Origin of the sequence: Saccharothrix luteola (genome assembly GCF_020859565.1) — a bacterium.
Taxonomy (GTDB): Bacteria; Actinomycetota; Actinomycetes; order Mycobacteriales; family Pseudonocardiaceae; genus Actinosynnema; species Actinosynnema luteola.
The window spans coordinates 80,024-97,471 of record NZ_JAJHUO010000024.1; the positions used below are offsets into that span (position 1 = coordinate 80,024).

Genomic DNA, 17,448 nt, shown 5'->3' on the forward strand with positions numbered 1-17,448 from the left:
GCGGATGTCGCCGCATTCACCTAGTCGGTCACCCGGAACGTCGGCGCGATCGTGTCGAACAGCCGACTGCGCCCCGTCTCCTCCTGCTCGGTCGGCACGACGACCTCGACCACCCACAGGTCGTTGCCGCGGGGCAGCACCCGCGAGTACCGGCTTCGGCGCAGGTCAGGGCCGGGGGAGACGGTGCCGCGGGTCAGCGGGGTGGCCCGTTCCACGGTCCGGTAGCTGTACTGGACGCCCGGCTCCTTGCCGCCCGGCGGCAGGACGTCGGTCGCTTCCAGGGCCTCGCCGAAGTACTGGTCCTCCGCCCACCGCGACCGCACCAGCCGCAGGTAGTCCTCGATCGTGTTGCGCTCGTAGTAGTCCGGGAACCGCTGCACGGTCACCTCGTACCACCCGTTCGGCGCGACCAGGTGCACCACCGTGCTCGGGCCGAGCCCGTTGTTCGCCCGCTGCTCCAGGAAGCTGGTCCAGTCCGGCCCGACCTCGATGGTGAACTCCGCGCCCTGCTCGCCGTTCGCCGCCGCGGCCGACGCGGTGGTCGGCAGCAGCGGCGGCGTCTCGGTGATCGCGGGCGGTGACGGCGCCTCCTGGGTCGGCGGCGGCAGGAGGGACGCGCCGGCGACCGTCCTGGTCAGGGCGAAGCCCGACACGCTGCCGATCGCGAACAGCACCACCGCCGACAACGCCACCAGCACCGTCAGCCCCGGCCGCCGGGTCAGCTCGCGCGTCGGCGCCTCCGCCACCATGAACGGCAGCGGCCCGGGATCGGCGGCCAGCGGCGTCTCCGGCGGTATCGGCGGCTTGACCGGCGCCGGCCGGACGACCTCCACCACCGGCCGGGTGGCCGACGACGCCGGGAACACGTCGACGCCCGGCTCCGGCAGCAACGGCCGGACCAGCCGCCGCACCTCGGCCAACGTGATCCGCTCGTCCGGCGCCTTCACCATCAGCCCCGCGACCACCGCCTCCAGCGCACCGCAGGCCGACGCCGACGGCACGTCGCCGTGCACCACCTGGTTGATCGTCTGCAGCACGTTCGCGCCCTCGTACGGCTGCTGCCCGGTCATCGCGGCGAACAGCGTCGCGCCCAACGACCACTGGTCCGCCGCGAACGACACCGCTCCGCCCGCCGCCACCTCGGGCGCGATGAACGCGGGCGTCCCCAACGTGATCCCGCGGCTGGTCAGGGTGGCCTCGGCGACGTTGCGCGCGATGCCGAAGTCGGTCAGCTTCACCCGGCCGTCGTCGGCCACCAGCACGTTGCCCGGCTTCACGTCCCGGTGCGTGATCCCGGCCCGGTGCGCGGCCTCCAGCGCGGCGGCCACCGCGTCCGCCACCACCGCGCCCTGCACGTCGGTCAACGGACCGCGCTGCCGCACGACCTCCGCCAACGACGACGACGGCACCAGCTCCATCACCACGTACGGGTCGCCGTCGACCTGCACCACGTCGTACAACGTGACCAGGTTCGGGTGCGCGAGCGCCGCGGCCGAGCGCGCCTCCCGGAGCGTGCGCTCCCGGAGCACCTCGCCCTCGTCGTCCGGCCCGCCCGCCGGGCGCAGGATCTCCTTCACCGCGACGTCCCGCCGCAACACCTCGTCGTGCGCCGCCCAGACGGTGCCCATCGAGCCACGCCCCAGGACGTGCCGCAGGCGGTAGCGGCCGGCGATCAGTCGCTCGGATTCCACTGCGCCATCATCCACACTGGGTCATCATCCACCAGCGTGGAAGACTGGCATCTGCATCGTTCACGGCGGTGAACCTCACATAGCCGCCGAACTACCGGTGAGTAACACTGCGGAGCATGATGGAGCCGTCAGGCGAGTTGGCGTTGGCCGCCGAATTCACCACCCCTGACCGCGACCAGTGGCTGGACCTGGTCCGAGGCGTGCTGCGCAAGTCGGGCGCGGACTTCGGGTCGCTGATCACCACCACCTACGACGGCATCGCCGTGCAGCCGCTCTACACCGCCGCCGACGGGGCGCCGGACGCCGGTTTCCCCGGCCTGGCCCCGTTCACCAGGGGCGGTCGGCCGCAGGGCGCGGTCGAGGGCTGGGACGTCCGCCAGCAGCACCGGGCCGCCGACCGCGAGGCGGTGATGGCAGACCTGGAGAACGGCGTCACGTCGCTGTGGCTCAAGGGGCTCGACCCGGCTGCCTACGACGACGTGCTGGCCGACGTCTACCTGGACCTCGCGCCGGTGGTCGTGGACGCGGGCGCGGACTTCCTCGAAGCCGGGCGGGCCATGCTGCGGGTCTGGGACCAGCGACCCGTGCTCGCCAGTGAGGTGCGGGGCAACGTCGGCGCGGACCCGTTGGGCGTGCAGGCGCGCACGGGGCAGCCCGCCGACCTCGCCGCCCTGACCGACCTGCTCGGCAAGGCGCGTGAGTTCCCCGGGCTGCGCCTGGTCGTCGTGGACGGCCTGCCGTTCCACGAGGCCGGCGGCTCGGACGCGGAGGAGCTGGGCGCGTCCCTCGCGGCCGGCGTGGCGTACCTGCGGCACCTGACCGAGGCCGGGCTGGACGTCGCGGAAGCCGTGCGGCTGCTGGAGTTCCGGTACGCGGCGACCGCCGACCAGTTCCTCACCATCGCCAAGTTCCGGGCCGCCAGGCGGCTGTGGGCGCGGGTCACCGAGGTCGCCGGCGCGCCGAGCCCGCAACTGCAGCACGCGGTCACGTCGCCCGCGATGATGACCCGCCGCGACCCGTGGGTGAACATGCTGCGCACCACCGTGGCGTGCTTCGGCGCCGGCCTCGGCGGCGCGGACGCGGTGACCGTGCTGCCGTTCGACCACGCGATCGGCCTGTCCGACGACTTCGCCCGGCGCATCGCCCGCAACACGCAGTCGCTGCTGCTGGAGGAGTCGAAGCTGGCCGCCGTGATCGACCCGGCGGGCGGCTCCTGGTACGTGGAACGGCTCACCGACGACCTCGCGCGGGCCGCCTGGGCGTGGTTCCGCGAGATCGAGGCCGCCGGCGGGCTGCCCGCGGCGTTCGACCTGGTCGGCGACCGGATCGCGGCCACCTGGGAACGGCGCCGGGCGAACCTGGCCGACCGGACCGACGCGCTGACCGGCGTCAGCGAGTTCCCGAACCTCGGCGAACAACCCGTGACCCGCCCGCCCGCACCCGAAGACCGACCCGCGCCCGGCGTGCCGCCGGCCTCCGAAGACCCGCCCGCACCCGAAGACCCGCCCGCACCCGAAGACCCGCCCGCACCCGAAGGCGCGTCCGCCCCCGCAGGACCCGGCAACGGCCACGCTCCGCAGGAGTCCCCCTCGGGGGATCCCCGGTCTTCATTCTCCCAGAAGGGTCCGACAATCCCGGGGCGCCGAACCCGGCCCCTCCCGCGCATCCGCTACGCCCAGGACTTCGAGGCGCTGCGGGACGCGGCCGACGCGAGCCCCGAACGCCCGAAGGTCTTCCTGGCCACCCTGGGCCCGGTCGCCGCGCACACCGCGCGGGCCTCGTTCGCGGCGAACCTGTTCCAGGCGGGCGGCATCGAGACGCCGGACGCCGGTCCCACCAGCACGGTGGACGACGTGGTCGCGAAGTTCCGCGAGAGCGGCGCCCGGATCGCCTGCCTGTGCGGCAGCGACGCAGGCTACGCCGAACTGGCCGCACCCGTGGCGCGAGCGCTGCGCGAAGCGGGCGCGGAGCGGATCCTGCTGGCCGGCAAGCACCCCGCCGTCGACGTCGACGAGCACGTCTTCACCGGCTGCCCGGCCCTGGAAGTGCTGGAGCGCACGTTCGAATCCCTTGGAGTCCAGCGATGATCCCGAACTTCGCCGACATCGACCTGGGCGAACCCACCACCGCCGGCGACGCCGCGCAGTGGCACGCCGCGCTCCAGGAGGCGACCGGCAAGGGCGCGGACGCGTTGACGTGGGAGACGCCCGAGGGCATCGGCGTCAAACCCGTCTACACCGCCGCCGACACCGAGGGCCTCGACTTCCTCGCGACCTACCCGGGCATCGCGCCGTTCCTGCGCGGCCCGTACCCGACGATGTACGTCAACCAGCCGTGGACGATCCGGCAGTACGCCGGGTTCTCCACCGCCGAGGAGTCCAACGCCTTCTACCGCCGCAACCTCGCGGCCGGCCAGAAGGGCCTCTCCGTCGCCTTCGACCTGGCCACCCACCGCGGCTACGACTCCGACCACCCCCGCGTGGCCGGTGACGTCGGCATGGCGGGCGTGGCCATCGACTCGATCTACGACATGCGCCGGCTGTTCGACGGCATCCCGCTCGACAGGATGAGCGTGTCGATGACCATGAACGGCGCGGTCCTGCCGATCCTGGCGCTGTACGTCGTCGCGGCCGAGGAGCAGGGGGTGGCGCCCGAGCAGCTCGCCGGGACCATCCAGAACGACATCCTCAAGGAGTTCATGGTCCGCAACACCTACATCTACCCGCCGAAGCCGTCCATGCGGATCATCTCGGACATCTTCGCGTTCACCTCGCGGCGGATGCCGAAGTTCAACTCGATCTCCATCTCCGGCTACCACATGCAGGAAGCCGGCGCGACGGCCGACCTGGAGCTGGCCTACACGCTCGCGGACGGCGTGGAGTACCTGAGGGCGGGCCGTGACGCGGGACTGGACGTCGACGCGTTCGCGCCGCGGCTGTCGTTCTTCTGGGCGGTCGGCATGAACTTCTTCATGGAAGTCGCCAAGATGCGGGCCGCCCGGCTGCTGTGGGCGAAGCTGGTCAAGACGTTCGACCCGAAGTCGCCGAAGTCGCTGTCCCTGCGCACGCACTGCCAGACCTCCGGCTGGTCGCTGACCGCGCAGGACGTGTTCAACAACGTCGCGCGCACGTGCGTCGAGGCGATGGCCGCCACGCAGGGGCACACGCAGTCGTTGCACACCAACGCGCTGGACGAGGCGTTGGCGCTGCCGACGGACTTCTCCGCGCGCATCGCCCGCAACACCCAGCTGCTGCTCCAGCAGGAGTCCGGCACCACGCGGGTGATCGACCCGTGGGGCGGCAGCGCGTTCGTCGAGCGCCTCACGCACGACCTGGCGCACCGCGCGTGGTCCCACATCACCGAGGTCGAGGCCGCGGGCGGGATGGCGCAGGCCATCGAGGCGGGCATCCCGAAGCTGCGCATCGAGGAGGCCGCCGCGCGCACCCAGGCGCGCATCGACTCCGGTCGGCAGCCCGTGATCGGCGTGAACAAGTACCAGGTCGAGTTCGACGAGAAGATCGACGTGCTCAAGGTCGACAACGCCGGGGTGCGCGCGCAGCAGCTGGCGAAGCTGGCCCGGTTGCGCGAAGAACGCGACCAGTTCGATGTGGACTCCGCGCTGACCGCGCTGACCGACGCCGCGGGCTCCGACGGCAACCTGCTGGAGCTGGCGATCGCCGCGGCCCGCGCCAAGGCCACCGTCGGGGAGATCAGCGAGGCGCTGGGCAAGGTGTGGGGCAGGCACTCCGCGCAGATCCGCACCATCACCGGCGTCTACCGGGAGGAGGCGGGGTCCGTGTCCAACGTCGTGGCCACCCGCGAGGTGGTGGAGGCGTTCGCCGAGGCCGAAGGGCGTCGGCCGCGCATCCTGGTCGCCAAGATGGGCCAGGACGGGCACGACCGCGGCCAGAAGGTGATCGCGACCGCGTTCGCCGACCTCGGCTTCGACGTGGACGTCGGCCCGCTGTTCCAGACGCCGGAGGAGGTCGCGCGCCAGGCCGTCGAGGCCGACGTGCACATCGTCGGCGTGTCGTCGCTGGCCGCCGGCCACCTCACGCTGGTGCCCGCGCTGCGCTCGGCGTTGGCGGGAATGGGCCGCGAGGACATCATGATCGTGGTCGGCGGCGTGATCCCGCCCCAGGACTTCGACGCGTTGCGCGAGGCGGGCGCGGCGGCGATCTTCCCGCCCGGCACGGTCATCGCCGACGCGGCGGGCGACCTGCTGCGCGGGCTCGCCGAGCAGCTCGGCCACGACGACCTGCCGGGACGAGATGGCTAAGCCCGTCGACGTCGGCGAGTACGCCAAGGGCGTGCTCGCCGGCAACCGGGGCACGCTGGCGCGCGCCATCACGCTGGTCGAGTCCACGCGCCCGGACCACCGCGCGTCGGCGCAGGAGCTGCTGGTCGAGCTGCTGCCGCACTCGGGCAACGCGCACCGCGTGGGCATCACCGGCGTGCCCGGTGTCGGCAAGTCGACGTTCATCGACGCGTTCGGCTCGATGCTGACCGCGCAGGGCCACCGGGTGGCGGTGCTGGCGGTCGACCCGTCGTCCACCCGCACCGGCGGCTCGATCCTGGGCGACAAGACCCGGATGGCCCGGCTCGCGGTCGACGAGGCGGCGTTCATCCGACCGTCGCCGACCTCCGGCACGCTCGGCGGCGTGGCCAGGGCGACCCGCGAGTCGATCGTGCTGGTCGAGGCCGCGGGTTACGACGTGGTGCTGGTCGAGACGGTCGGCGTCGGCCAGTCCGAGGTCGCGGTGGCCAACATGACGGACTGCTCGCTGCTGCTCACCCTCGCCCGCACCGGCGACCAGCTCCAGGGCATCAAGAAGGGCGTGCTCGAGCTGGCCGACGTGATCGCGGTCAACAAGGCCGACGGCCCGCACGAACTGGACGCCCGCAAGGCCGCCCGCGAGCTGGCCGGGGCGCTGCGGCTGCTGCGCCCGCCGGACGCCCGGTGGCACCCGCCTGTGCTGACGTGCAGCGGGCTGGACGGCTCCGGGCTCGACACCGTGTGGCAGCAGGTCGTCAAGCACCGGGAGACGCTGGAGGCGGCCGGTGACCTGGCCGAGCGGCGACGTCGGCAGCAGGTCGACTGGACCTGGGCCATGGTGAACGACCAGCTGCTCACGAGCCTGCGCGCGGCGCCGGGCGTGCGCTCGGTGGTGCCCGAGGTGGAACGGCAGGTGCGCGCCGGCGAGGTGACCGCCACGCTGGCCGCCGAACGCATCCTGGCCGCGTTCCGCGCCGACGCCGAACAGGGCAGGTAGCGGGCACGTTCCGGCCCCGTTCGCTCACAGCACGTGAACGAAAGCCGGTTTGGATGACCACCGACAGTGGTAACCACGAAAGGCGGTGGCTAGGCTTGGCGACCATGTGGCGATCTGTGCTCGCGGTGTGCCTGTTCGTGCTGGCCGGTGTCTTCACCGCGTCGGGCACAGGCGCCGCCGTGACGCCGGCGCCGCACCTCGCGGCCCAGCCCACGGAGACCCTGGCGCCCGGCGGCACCATCCAGCCCGAGGGCACCGTGCCGCCCGGCCCGGACATCAACGCGCCCCAGGAGGAGCAGCCCGCCTCCAGCGGGGAGACGCGCCGGAAGCTGTGGCTCGGCGGTATCGCGGTGCTGCTGTTCGCCCTCGTCTACTGGCGCAACAAGAAGCGCTGGTCGAAGTGGAAGGCCGGCCGCAAGTCCGGGTGATTCCCACTGGCTGGGAAAACGGGGGCGACATGTGGTCGCCGTCTAGCATGGCCTGCGCGAACGCGCACGACGCGCGGGCGTGATCGTCTGATCGGTCTGACCGAACATCGGGCACCGCTCGGCGCATCGCCGCGACCGGTTGCCGGTTGATCAACCAGGGGTGCGACGTGCCCGCCGGACCGTGATGCAGGATGGACGCAAATGGGTACCGACTTCAAGATGAGCACACGCTCCGCCGTCGAGCGGTACTCGAATGCGCTGGTGGACCTCTCCCGCAGCATCCACGCGGAGCCCGAGCAGGCGTTCGCCGAGCACCGCAGCGCGGCCAAGGTCGCCGACCTGCTGGCCGCCGAGGGCTTCGAGGTCGAGCGCGGCGTCGCGGACCTGGAGACGGCGTTCACCGCGTCGTTCGGCTCCGGCGAGCTGGTGCTGGGGCTGTGCGCGGAGTACGACGCGCTGCCCGAGGTCGGCCACGCGTGCGGGCACAACGTCATCGCCGCCGCCTCGGCCGGAGCGGCCCTCGCCCTGCGTGACCTGGCCGACGAGCTCGGCCTCACCGTCCGGGTGATCGGCACCCCGGCGGAGGAGGTCGGCGGCGGCAAGGTGCTGATGCTCGAACGCGGGGTATTCGACGACGTGGCGTTCTCGATGATGGTGCACCCGGCCCCGTACGAGGCCGTGGCCGCGCGATCGCTCGCCATCACCGACGTCGAGGTCCACTACACGGGCAAGCCGTCGCACGCCGCCGCCGCGCCCCACCTGGGTGTGAACGCCGCCGACGCGATCACGGTCGCCCAGGTCGCCATCGGGCTCGCCCGCCAGCACCTGGAGCCGGGCCAGATGGTCAGCGGCATCGTCACGCGCGGCGGCACCGTGCCCAACGTCGTGCCGGCGCGCACGTCGGCGATGTTCGACCTGCGTGCCGACGACCTCGAATCGCTGCGCCGGCTGGAGGAGCGGATGAACCGCTGCTTCGAAGCGGGCGCCGTCGCCACCGGCTGCACCCACGAGGTCGTGAAGGTCTCGCCGGTGTACGCCGAGCTGAGCCCGGACCCCTGGCTCGCGGACGCCTACCGGCGTGCCGCGATCGAGCTGGGCAGGCATCCGTTGAGCCCCGAGGAGGAGCTCAAGGAGAAGATCGGCAGCACCGACATGGGCAACATCACCCGTGCGCTGCCGGCCATCCACCCGACCATCGCCATCGACTGCGGAGACGCGGTGAACCACCAAATCGAGTTCGCGACCGCCTGTGCGTCGGCCTCGGCCGACCGAGCCGTCCTCGACGGGGCGCTCGCACTCGCCTGGACCACAATTTCCGCTGCCACCGACGGTGCGCAGCGCTCTCGACTGCTGGCGGGTGTGGCATGACGGTCCTGGACTCGCGTCTGCCGGAGGAGGGTGCCGAGGTGCTGTTGACCGATCGTGGGGTCAGCATTGCCCCTGTGGATGATCCCGGTGAGGGTCGCGGACCCTCGTGGCTCGACGACTGGCTGGCGGCCAACGCCTCCGAGGTCGTCGCCTGGCGCCGGCACCTCCACGCGCACCCGGAGCTCTCCCGGCACGAGTTCGCCACCACCGAGCTGATCGCCGACGTGCTGCGCTCGGCCGGCCTCAAGCCGCGCATCCTGCCCGGCGGCACCGGCCTGGTCTGCGACGTCGGCTCCGGGCCGCGCTGCGTGGCGCTGCGCGCGGACATCGACGCGCTGCCGCTGCCGGAGAGCACCGGCGCCCCGTACTCGTCCACTGTGGACGGCGTGGCGCACGCGTGCGGGCACGACGCGCACACCACCGTGCTGCTGGGCGCGGCGCTGGCGCTGGCCTCGGCCACCGAGCTGCCCGGACGGGTCCGCCTGGTGTTCCAGCCCGCCGAGGAGGTCATGCCGGGCGGTGCGCTGGACGTGCTGGCGGCGGGCGGTCTCGACGGCGTGGAGCGCATCTTCGGCCTGCACTGCGACCCGCGGCTGGAGGTCGGCCGCGTCGGCACCCGGATCGGTGCGATCACCTCGGCCAGCGACATGCTGGAGCTGCGCCTGACCTCGCCCGGCGGCCACACGTCCCGGCCGCACTTGACGGCGGACCTGGTGCACGCGCTGGGCACCGTGATCACGGGCCTGCCGGGCCTGCTGTCGCGCCGCGTGGACCCCCGTTCGGGCACTGTCCTGGTGTGGGGCGCGGTGCACGCGGGGGAGGCCCCGAACGCCGTGCCGCAGGACGGCGTGCTGCGCGGCACGCTGCGCACCGGCGACCGCGACATCTGGGCCGAGCTGGAGCCGTTGATCAAGGAACTGGTGGGCGCGCTGCTGGCGCCGACCGGCGTCGGCTTCGACCTGCACCACCGGCGCGGCGTCCCACCGGTCGTGAACGACCGGGAGAGCACGATGCTGCTGCGCGCGGGCGTCGAGGCGGCCTTGGGCGAGGACGCGCTGGCCGGCACGGAGCAGTCGTCGGGTGGCGAGGACTTCGGCTGGTACCTGGAGCACGTGCCGGGCTCGTTCGCGCGCCTGGGCGTCTGGGACGGCGTCGGCAAGCAGAAGGACCTCCACCAGCCGGGCTTCGACCTGGACGAACGCGCCCTGCTCGTGGGCGTGCGCGTGATGGTGCACGCGGCCCTGGCGGCCTTGGCCTGACCGCACGGCGGCGCCCGGCTCCGTCCGGGCGCCGCGTCGGTCAGCTCACCGGCTCCACGATCTCCGGCCGGGCCTCCGGCGCGGACGAGCGGACGGCGTCGGCGGCCTGGTCGTCCGGCTCCGCCTGGGACGCCCGCTCGGCGTCGACCCGGGCCGTGTAGACCGACACCTCGTGCGCCACCATGGCGTCGTCCCAGCCGTGCACACCGGCGATCAGGCGGGCCACCGGCAACGCGCACTCCACGCCCCGGTGCGGGTACTCGATCGAGATCCTGGTCCGCCGGGTCAGCACGTCCTCCAGGTGCAACGCGCCCTCGTGCGACGCCGCGTAGACCACCTCCACCTGCAGGTAGTCCGGCGCACCCGGCACTGGCTTGAGCAGCTCCGCGTCCGCCGACCCCAGCACCTCGTGCACCAACGACCCGTAGCGGTCCAGCAAGTGCCTCACCCGGTACGGGTGCAGGCCGTACCGGGTCGCCAACTGGTCCGCCTGGTTCACCAGCGCGTGGTAGCCGTCCGCCCCGATCAGCGGCACCTTGTCCGTGATCGACGGCTGGATCCGCCCCGGCAGGTCGACCGACGCCGCGTCCACCGCGTCGGCGCCCATCACCCGGTACGTCGTGTACTTCCCGCCCGCGATCGCGACCAACCCGGGCGCCACCCGGGCCACCGCGTGCTCGCGCGACAGCTTCGACGTCGACTCGCTCTCACCCGCCAGCAACGGCCGCAGCCCGGCGTACACGCCCTCGATGTCGTCGTGCGTCAACGGCGTCGCCAGCACCGAGTTGACGTGCTCCAGGATGTAGTCGATGTCCGACCGGGTCGCCGCCGGGTGCGCCAGGTCCAGGTTCCAATCGGTGTCGGTCGTTCCCACGATCCAGTGATTCCGCCACGGGATCACGAACAGCACCGACTTCTCCGTGCGCAGGATCAACCCCGACTCGGAGACGATCCGGTCCCGCGGCACGACGATGTGCACGCCCTTCGACGCGCGCACCCGGAACCGGCCGCGACTGCCGGACAGCCGCTGCAGCTCGTCGGTCCACACCCCGGTCGCGTTGATCACCGCGTGCGCCCGCACGGACGTCTCCCGCCCGTCCTCCACGTCGCGCACCCGCACGCCCGACACCCGGTCCGCCTCCCGCAGGAAGCCCACCACCTGCGTGGACGTCCGCACGACCGCCCCGTAGTGCGCCGCCGTGCGGCCGACCATCATGGTGTGCCGCGCGTCGTCCGCCTGCGCGTCGTAGTACCGGATCCCGCCGATCAGCGCCGACGGCTTCAACGCGGGCACGAGCCGCAGCGCGCCGGCCCTGGACAGGTGCTTCTGCCCGGGCACGGACCGCGCGCCGCCCATCGTGTCGTACATCAGCAGCCCGGCCGCGGTGTACGGCCGCTCCCACCCGCGGTGCGTCAGCGGGTACAGGAACGGCACCGGCTTGACCAGGTGCGGGGCCAGGCGGGTGAGCATGAGTTCGCGTTCCCGCAGCGCCTCGCGCACGAGCCCGAACTCCAGCTGCTCCAGGTACCGCAGCCCGCCGTGGAACAGCTTGGACGACCGGCTCGACGTGCCCGAGGCCAGGTCGCGCGCCTCGACCAGCGCCACCCGCAGGCCGCGCGTCGCGGCGTCCAGCGCGGCGCCCACGCCGACCACGCCACCACCGATGATCACCAGGTCGAACGTCTCCGCGCCGAGCCGGTCCCAGGACCGCGAGCGTTCGAGCGGCCCCAGCCGGCCCGCGGTGGAGGGGTACTGCTCGCGCGTGGCCACTGACGCCTCCCTGATGCTCGAACCGACCGGGCGGACCAGGACTGACTCGACCACGTTACCCGCTGGTACGCCACCCGTGGACAACCGATCCGGCCGGAACTAGCGTCAACCACCGTTGTGGGGTGGGCAGCGCCGCCGGACCCGGACCGCGCTGCCTCCTGCCAAGGCGAGGAGGTCGGCGAGTGAGCAGTGGCTCGATCTTCGTGTGGGAAGTGCTGGGCACCGCGATCCTGATCCTGCTGGGTGCGGGTGTCGTCGCCAACGTGGTCCTGAAGGACACGCTGGGCAACGCCGGCGGCTGGCTCCTGATCAACATCGGCTGGGGTTTCGCGGTCTTCGCGGGCGCCAGCATCGCCGCGCCGAGCGGCGCGCACCTCAACCCCGCGGTGACCCTCGGCCTGGCCGTCGCGGACAAGACGCCGTGGGACCAGGTGCCGGTCTACTTCGCCGGTCAGATGATCGGCGCGTTCATCGGCGCCGTGCTCGCGTGGCTGGCCTACAAGGCGCAGTTCGACGCGCACGACGACCCGGCGGGCACGCGCGGCATCTTCTGCACCGGCCCGACCATCCCCAAGGCCGGCTGGAACGTCGTCACCGAGGTGATCGGCACGTTCGTGCTGGTCGCGTGGGTCCTGCTGAGCCCGGCCGCGAAGGGAGCGGCGGACGGCGTGCCGCAGCTGGGCAACTCCGCCCTCGGCTACGCCGGCGTCGCGTTCGTCGTCATCGGCATCGGCGCCTCGCTCGGCGGGCCGACCGGCTACGCCATCAACCCGGCCCGCGACCTCGGGCCGCGCATCGCCTACGCGATCCTGCCCATCCGAGACAAGGGCAGCGCCGAGTGGGGCTACGCCTGGGTGCCGGTGGTCGGACCGCTGGTCGGCGGCCTGCTCGCCGGTCTCCTGTACCTGGTTCTCCCGGTCTGAAAGGACTCCAGCGCATGACGAAGTACGTGGCCGCGATCGACCAGGGCACGACCTCGACCCGGTGCATGATCTTCGACCACTCGGGCCGCGTGGTCTCCGTCGACCAGATGGAGCACGAGCAGATCTTCCCCAAGGCCGGGTGGGTCGAGCACGACGCGAACGAGATCTGGGCCAACACCCGGCAGGTGGCCGCGGGCGCGTTGGCCAAGGCCGACCTGCACACCGCCGACATCGCCGCCGTCGGCATCACCAACCAGCGCGAGACCGCGCTCGTCTGGGACAGGACCACCGGGCAGCCGGTCTACAACGCGATCGTCTGGCAGGACACCCGCACCGACAAGATCTGCCAGGACCTGGCGGCGCTCGGCGGCGGTCAGGAGCGGTACCGGGACAAGACCGGCCTGCCGCTGGCGACGTACTTCTCCGGTCCCAAGATCCGCTGGATCCTGGACAACGTGGAGGGCGCGCGCGAGCGTGCCGAGGCCGGTGACCTGCTGTTCGGCAACATGGACACGTGGGTGCTGTGGAACATGACCGGCGGTGTGGACGGCGGCGTGCACGTCACCGACCCCACCAACGCGTCCCGCACGCTGCTGATGGACCTCGACACGCTGAGCTGGGACGAGGGCATCGCGGCCGACCTGGGCGTGCCGCTGTCGATACTGCCGGAGATCCGGTCTTCGTCCGAGGAGTACGGCAAGGTGCGGGCCCGCGGCGCGCTGGCCGGCGTGCCGATCGCGGGCATCCTCGGCGACCAGCAGGCGGCGACGTTCGGGCAGGCGTGCCTGTCGCCGGGCGAGGCCAAGAACACCTACGGCACCGGCAACTTCGTGCTGCTCAACACGGGCACGGACAAGGTGATGAGCGATAACGGCCTGCTCACCACCGTCTGCTACAAGATCGGCTCGCAGGCGCCGGTGTACGCGCTCGAAGGTTCCATCGCGGTGACGGGCTCGTTGGTGCAGTGGCTGCGCGACAACCTCGGGATGATCACGACGGCCGCCGAGATCGAGGAGCACGCCCGCACGGTGGAGGACAACGGCGGCGCGTACTTCGTGCCCGCGTTCTCCGGCCTGTTCGCGCCGTACTGGCGTTCGGACGCGCGTGGCGCGATCGTCGGCCTGACCCGGTTCGTGAACAAGGGCCACCTGGCCCGCGCGGTGCTGGAGGCGACGGCGTTCCAGACCCGTGAGGTGATCGACGCGATGAACGCCGACTCGGGCGTGCCGCTGAAGGCGTTGAAGGTCGACGGCGGCATGGTCGTGAACGAGCTGCTGATGCAGTTCCAGGCGGACATCCTGGGCGTGCCGGTGATCAGGCCGGTGGTCAACGAGACGACCGCGCTCGGCGCCGCCTACGCGGCGGGGCTGGCGGTCGGGTTCTGGGAGTCGGAGGACGACATCCGGCAGAACTGGGCGCAGGACAAGCAGTGGGACCCGGCCATGGACGACGACACCCGGGCCCGGACCTACGCGCAGTGGAAGAAGGCCGTGACCAGGACCTTCGACTGGGTCGACTAGGTGAGCGGAGGGGCGTCACCCCCGGGCGACGCCCCCCGCTCCCGGCTCAGTCGAGGTCGTCGTGGCGCATGAGCTGGCGACCGGCCTCGGTGATCGAGCCGGTCAGCGACGGGTAGACCGAGAACGTGGTCGCCAGGTCGTCCACCGTGAGCTGGTTCTGCACGGCGAGCGTGATCGACAGGATCAGCTCGCTGGCGTTCGGCGCGACCACGACGCCGCCGATGACGACACCCGTCGCCGGGCGGCAGAACAGCTTCACGAAGCCGCGCCGCAGGCCCTCCATCTTGGCCCGCGGGTTGGTGGCCAGCGGCAGCATGATCGTGCGCGCGGGCACCTCGCCGGAGTCGATCGCCTGCTGGCTGATGCCGACGGATGCGATCTCGGGGTTGGTGAACACGTTCGCCGCGACCGTCTTGAGCCTGATCGGGCTCACGCCCTGGCCCAGCGCGTGCCACATGGCGATGCGGCCCTGCATGGCGGCGACGGACGCGAGCAGCAGCAGGCCCGTGCAGTCGCCGGCCGCGTAGACGCCTGCGATGTTCGTCCGCGACACGCGGTCGACCGGGATGTAGCCGCCGCGGCCGAGTTCGATGCCGATCTTGTCCAGGCCGAGGTCGGCGGTGTTCGGGACGGAGCCGACCGTCATCAGGGCGTGGCTCGCCTTGATCGTGCGACCGTCTTCCAGGTGAATCAGGACGCCGTCGCCGACGTTCTCGACCCGGTCCGCGCGGGCGTGCTTGACGACCGCCGTGCCGCGTTCGGCGAACACGTCCTCCAGCACCACGGCCGCGTCGGCGTCCTCGTGGGGGAGCACCCGATCGCGGCTGGAGACCATGGTCACCTTCACGCCGAGTTCGGTGTACGCGGAGGCGAACTCCACACCGGTGACACCCGATCCGATGACGGCCAGGTGCTCCGGCAACTCGGGGAGGTCGTAGATCTGCCGCCAGGTCAGGATCCGCTTGCCGTCGGGCTCGGCGCCGGGCAACACGCGCGGGGTCGCACCGGTCGCGATGAGCACCACGTCGGCCGGGAGGACTTCCTTCGTGCCGTCCTCGGCGATGGCCACGACCTCGTGCTGGGCGAGGCCGGGCGCGTTGTCGCAGAACTTGCCGACGCCGTTGACGATCCGCACGCCCTCGCGCTGGAGGCGGGCCCGGACGTCGGCGGACTGGGCGAGCGCAAGGCCCTTCACCCGTCCGTGGACGACCGGCAGTTCGACCGCCGCTTCCGCGTTGTCGGTGCGAATGCCCAGCTCACCGGCGTTGCGGAAGGCGCTTCGGCCACCCGCGGAGGCGATGAACGTCTTCGACGGCACGCAGTCGTAGAGCACGCAGGCGCCGCCGAGGCCCTCGCGTTCCACGATGGTCACGTCGGCCCCGTGCTGGGCCGCGACCAGTGCCGCCTCGTAACCTGCGGGGCCACCGCCCATGATGACGATGCGGGTCACGACACGTCCTCCTCGTGGTCTTCGGCGCTGTTTGCGCCGGTTGCAGCCGCTGGTAACCGTACGCGGTCGGGTGTCGGGGTGTGTCGTCCGGTCTTCTGGTACCTCGCGGTGATCGCGAGGTCGCTAGGCTGTCGTCGTGCCGCTCTATGCCGCGTACGGGTCCAACATGGACCCGAACCAGATGATGGAGCGAGCCCCCTACTCCCCGATGGCGGGGACCGGGTGGCTCGCCGGATGGCGTCTGACGTTCGGTGGCGAGGACCTGGGCTGGGAGGGCGCGCTCGCCACCATCGTCGAGGACCCCGACTCGCAGGTGTTCTGCGTGCTCTACGACGTGAGCCCGCGTGACGAGTCCCGCCTCGACCGCTGGGAAGGCGCCCTCGGGCTCTACAAGAAGATCCGCCTGCGCGTCCAGACCCTGGAAGGTTCGGTGACCGCCTGGCTCTACGTCCTGGACGCCTACGAGGGCGGCCTGCCCTCGGCCCGCTACATCGGCGTCGTGGCCGACGCCGCCGAAGCCGCGGGCGCCCCTGACGACTACGTCTCCGACCTCCGCACCCGCCCCTGCCAAGGCATCGGCCCCTGACCCCCGGCGTGTCGAACCTTCAGGTCCCGCGTGTCGAACACTCGGGACCGGCGTGTCGAACGCTCAGGTCCCGAGTGTCGAACGCTCAGGTCCTGTGAGTTCTACGTTCGGAACGCGCGAGCCCTGCGTTCAGGGCTGCCGAGCTCGACACTCAGCTGCCGGAACAGGCGAACGGGGTTCCTCAGGTCCGAAACGTCGGCCCGGAGCACTTTCCAGCCGCGCCGCCGCAAGTCCTCGTCACGGGCTTGGTCGGCTTCGGCTTTGCCGACGTGTGCCGCGTAGCCGTCGTACTCCACGGCCACGCGGTGGTCGGGCCAGGCGAAATCCAGCCGCCAGATCTCCCGGTCGCCCAGATCGCGGACCGAGTACTGCGGCTCGGGCAGCGGGAAGCCCGCTTCGGCGATCATCAGCAGGAGCGTGCTCTCCGGCGGGGACTCGGGCAGGCCCGTGGCCAGGTCCAAGAGGAACACGCCTTGGCGTCGGCCGCGGTAATCACGGCGTGCCGCGATGCGGACGGTGAGGTCGGCCTTGAACGCGGCTCGTTGCTGCGGCGGCAGGGCGCCGAGTGCTTGATCCGCGCAGGCCAGGGCCGTGGAACGGTGGCGTCCCCGGCACAGCAGGTCGGCGAGGGCGTAGTCGAGCACCATGGTGCGCAGACCGTCGATCTCGACCACGTCCGCAGGGTCGTAGCTGTCGTAGTGGACCGCGACGTCAGGGCGTGGTCGGAGTTTGCGCTCGTAGCCCATCATCAGGTGGACGCGATTCGTGTCCGCCGCCGTGCAGCCGTGCAGCCACACCGCCGTGTGGCTCGCCAGCGCGGCGCCTTGCCCAGCCATGAGCAGTGCCGCGGCGGCCCGGGTGTGCAGGCTCGTCATCCGTTCCCGCTGGATGACGACCGTGCGGCAGTAGCTGACCAGCCGGCCGTCCGCGATGGCGTTGCGCAGCGACTTGGCGCCGAGGTGGTTGTGCAGACGGGTGCGCGAGTAGGCCCCGTGGAGGCCTGGAGGTAGGTCGATCATGCATAACCGAGGGGCGGGACTGTCGATCCGTACACGGTTCACCCGACCGTGGGACGCCGCTCGACCTGAGTGTTGAACTCAGGGGTCCTGAGTGTTCGACACGCGGGACCTGGAGGTTCGACACGCGCGTTCTGGAGGTTCGACACGCGGGACCTGAGTG

The 17,448-nt window shown here is 71.9% G+C and carries 13 protein-coding genes; 9 read left to right on the forward strand and 4 right to left on the reverse strand.

Annotated elements, in window-relative coordinates:
- Positions 1–20 precede the first annotated feature (20 nt).
- A complete protein-coding gene (locus tag LNK82_RS30920) occupies positions 21–1,691 on the reverse strand; it encodes a serine/threonine-protein kinase (protein WP_230570415.1) in 1,671 nt (556 codons plus the stop codon).
- Between the two features lie 119 nt (positions 1,692–1,810).
- On the opposite strand from LNK82_RS30920, the gene LNK82_RS30925 reads away from it, so the two are divergent.
- From LNK82_RS30925 to LNK82_RS30950, 6 genes are all read left to right on the forward strand, one after another.
- Positions 1,811–3,778 carry a methylmalonyl-CoA mutase family protein gene (locus LNK82_RS30925; protein WP_230570498.1) on the forward strand — a complete coding sequence of 656 codons (1,968 nt, stop codon included), beginning with the start codon at positions 1,811–1,813 and terminating at the stop codon, positions 3,776–3,778.
- Positions 3,775–5,970 (forward strand): methylmalonyl-CoA mutase, encoded by a 2,196-nt coding sequence (gene scpA, locus LNK82_RS30930; RefSeq protein WP_230570416.1) that lies wholly within the window; start codon positions 3,775–3,777, stop codon positions 5,968–5,970. Before LNK82_RS30925 ends, scpA begins: the two co-directional genes overlap by 4 nt.
- Positions 5,963–6,964, forward strand: coding sequence for a methylmalonyl Co-A mutase-associated GTPase MeaB (gene meaB / locus LNK82_RS30935; RefSeq protein WP_230570417.1), 1,002 nt, complete (start codon positions 5,963–5,965; stop codon positions 6,962–6,964). The genes scpA and meaB overlap by 8 nt, the downstream gene beginning before the upstream one ends.
- A gap of 104 nt (positions 6,965–7,068) precedes the next feature.
- The gene (locus LNK82_RS30940) at positions 7,069–7,392 is read left to right on the forward strand and encodes a hypothetical protein (RefSeq protein WP_230570418.1); all 324 of its coding nucleotides are present in this window, start codon (positions 7,069–7,071) and stop codon (positions 7,390–7,392) included.
- Positions 7,393–7,593: 201 nt separating this feature from the next.
- Positions 7,594–8,760, forward strand: coding sequence for a M20 family metallopeptidase (locus LNK82_RS30945; RefSeq protein WP_372470693.1), 1,167 nt, complete (start codon positions 7,594–7,596; stop codon positions 8,758–8,760).
- On the forward strand, positions 8,757–10,019 hold the full coding sequence (locus LNK82_RS30950) for an amidohydrolase (protein WP_230570420.1): 1,263 nt from the start codon (positions 8,757–8,759) through the stop codon (positions 10,017–10,019). Before LNK82_RS30945 ends, LNK82_RS30950 begins: the two co-directional genes overlap by 4 nt.
- A gap of 40 nt (positions 10,020–10,059) precedes the next feature.
- Here the strand turns inward: LNK82_RS30950 and LNK82_RS30955 are convergent, their stop codons facing one another.
- The gene (locus tag LNK82_RS30955) at positions 10,060–11,790 is read right to left on the reverse strand and encodes a glycerol-3-phosphate dehydrogenase/oxidase (RefSeq protein ID WP_230570421.1); all 1,731 of its coding nucleotides are present in this window, start codon (positions 11,788–11,790) and stop codon (positions 10,060–10,062) included.
- A gap of 182 nt (positions 11,791–11,972) precedes the next feature.
- On the opposite strand from LNK82_RS30955, the gene LNK82_RS30960 reads away from it, so the two are divergent.
- Together LNK82_RS30960 and glpK are read left to right on the forward strand one after the other, a co-directional pair.
- A complete protein-coding gene (locus LNK82_RS30960; RefSeq protein ID WP_230570422.1) occupies positions 11,973–12,713 on the forward strand; it encodes an MIP/aquaporin family protein in 741 nt (246 codons plus the stop codon).
- Between the two features lie 14 nt (positions 12,714–12,727).
- Positions 12,728–14,233 carry a glycerol kinase GlpK gene (glpK, locus tag LNK82_RS30965; RefSeq protein ID WP_230570423.1) on the forward strand — a complete coding sequence of 502 codons (1,506 nt, stop codon included), beginning with the start codon at positions 12,728–12,730 and terminating at the stop codon, positions 14,231–14,233.
- Positions 14,234–14,279: 46 nt separating this feature from the next.
- On the opposite strand, the gene LNK82_RS30970 is transcribed toward glpK, so the two are convergent.
- Positions 14,280–15,683, reverse strand: coding sequence for an NAD(P)H-quinone dehydrogenase (locus LNK82_RS30970; protein ID WP_230570424.1), 1,404 nt, complete (start codon positions 15,681–15,683; stop codon positions 14,280–14,282).
- A gap of 136 nt (positions 15,684–15,819) precedes the next feature.
- Between LNK82_RS30970 and LNK82_RS30975 the strand changes: the two genes are divergently transcribed.
- Positions 15,820–16,269 carry a gamma-glutamylcyclotransferase family protein gene (locus tag LNK82_RS30975; protein WP_123745455.1) on the forward strand — a complete coding sequence of 150 codons (450 nt, stop codon included), beginning with the start codon at positions 15,820–15,822 and terminating at the stop codon, positions 16,267–16,269.
- A 101-nt stretch (positions 16,270–16,370) separates the two neighbouring features.
- Here the strand turns inward: LNK82_RS30975 and LNK82_RS30980 are convergent, their stop codons facing one another.
- Positions 16,371–17,288, reverse strand: coding sequence for a DUF559 domain-containing protein (locus LNK82_RS30980; RefSeq protein WP_230570425.1), 918 nt, complete (start codon positions 17,286–17,288; stop codon positions 16,371–16,373).
- Between the last annotated feature and the right edge of the window lie 160 nt (positions 17,289–17,448).

Bases quoted from the DNA above. Each gene is read 5' to 3' on its own strand.
- LNK82_RS30925 (WP_230570498.1), top strand. From the start codon at position 1,811: ATGGAGCCGTCAGGCGAGTTGGCGTTGGCCGCCGAATTCACCACCCCT.
- meaB (WP_230570417.1), top strand. From the start codon at position 5,963: ATGGCTAAGCCCGTCGACGTCGGCGAGTACGCCAAGGGCGTGCTCGCC.
- scpA (WP_230570416.1), top strand. From the start codon at position 3,775: ATGATCCCGAACTTCGCCGACATCGACCTGGGCGAACCCACCACCGCC.
- LNK82_RS30950 (WP_230570420.1), top strand. From the start codon at position 8,757: ATGACGGTCCTGGACTCGCGTCTGCCGGAGGAGGGTGCCGAGGTGCTG.
- LNK82_RS30940 (WP_230570418.1), top strand. From the start codon at position 7,069: ATGTGGCGATCTGTGCTCGCGGTGTGCCTGTTCGTGCTGGCCGGTGTC.
- LNK82_RS30945 (WP_372470693.1), top strand. From the start codon at position 7,594: ATGGGTACCGACTTCAAGATGAGCACACGCTCCGCCGTCGAGCGGTAC.
- glpK (WP_230570423.1), top strand. From the start codon at position 12,728: ATGACGAAGTACGTGGCCGCGATCGACCAGGGCACGACCTCGACCCGG.
- LNK82_RS30980 (WP_230570425.1), bottom strand. From the start codon at position 17,288: ATGATCGACCTACCTCCAGGCCTCCACGGGGCCTACTCGCGCACCCGT.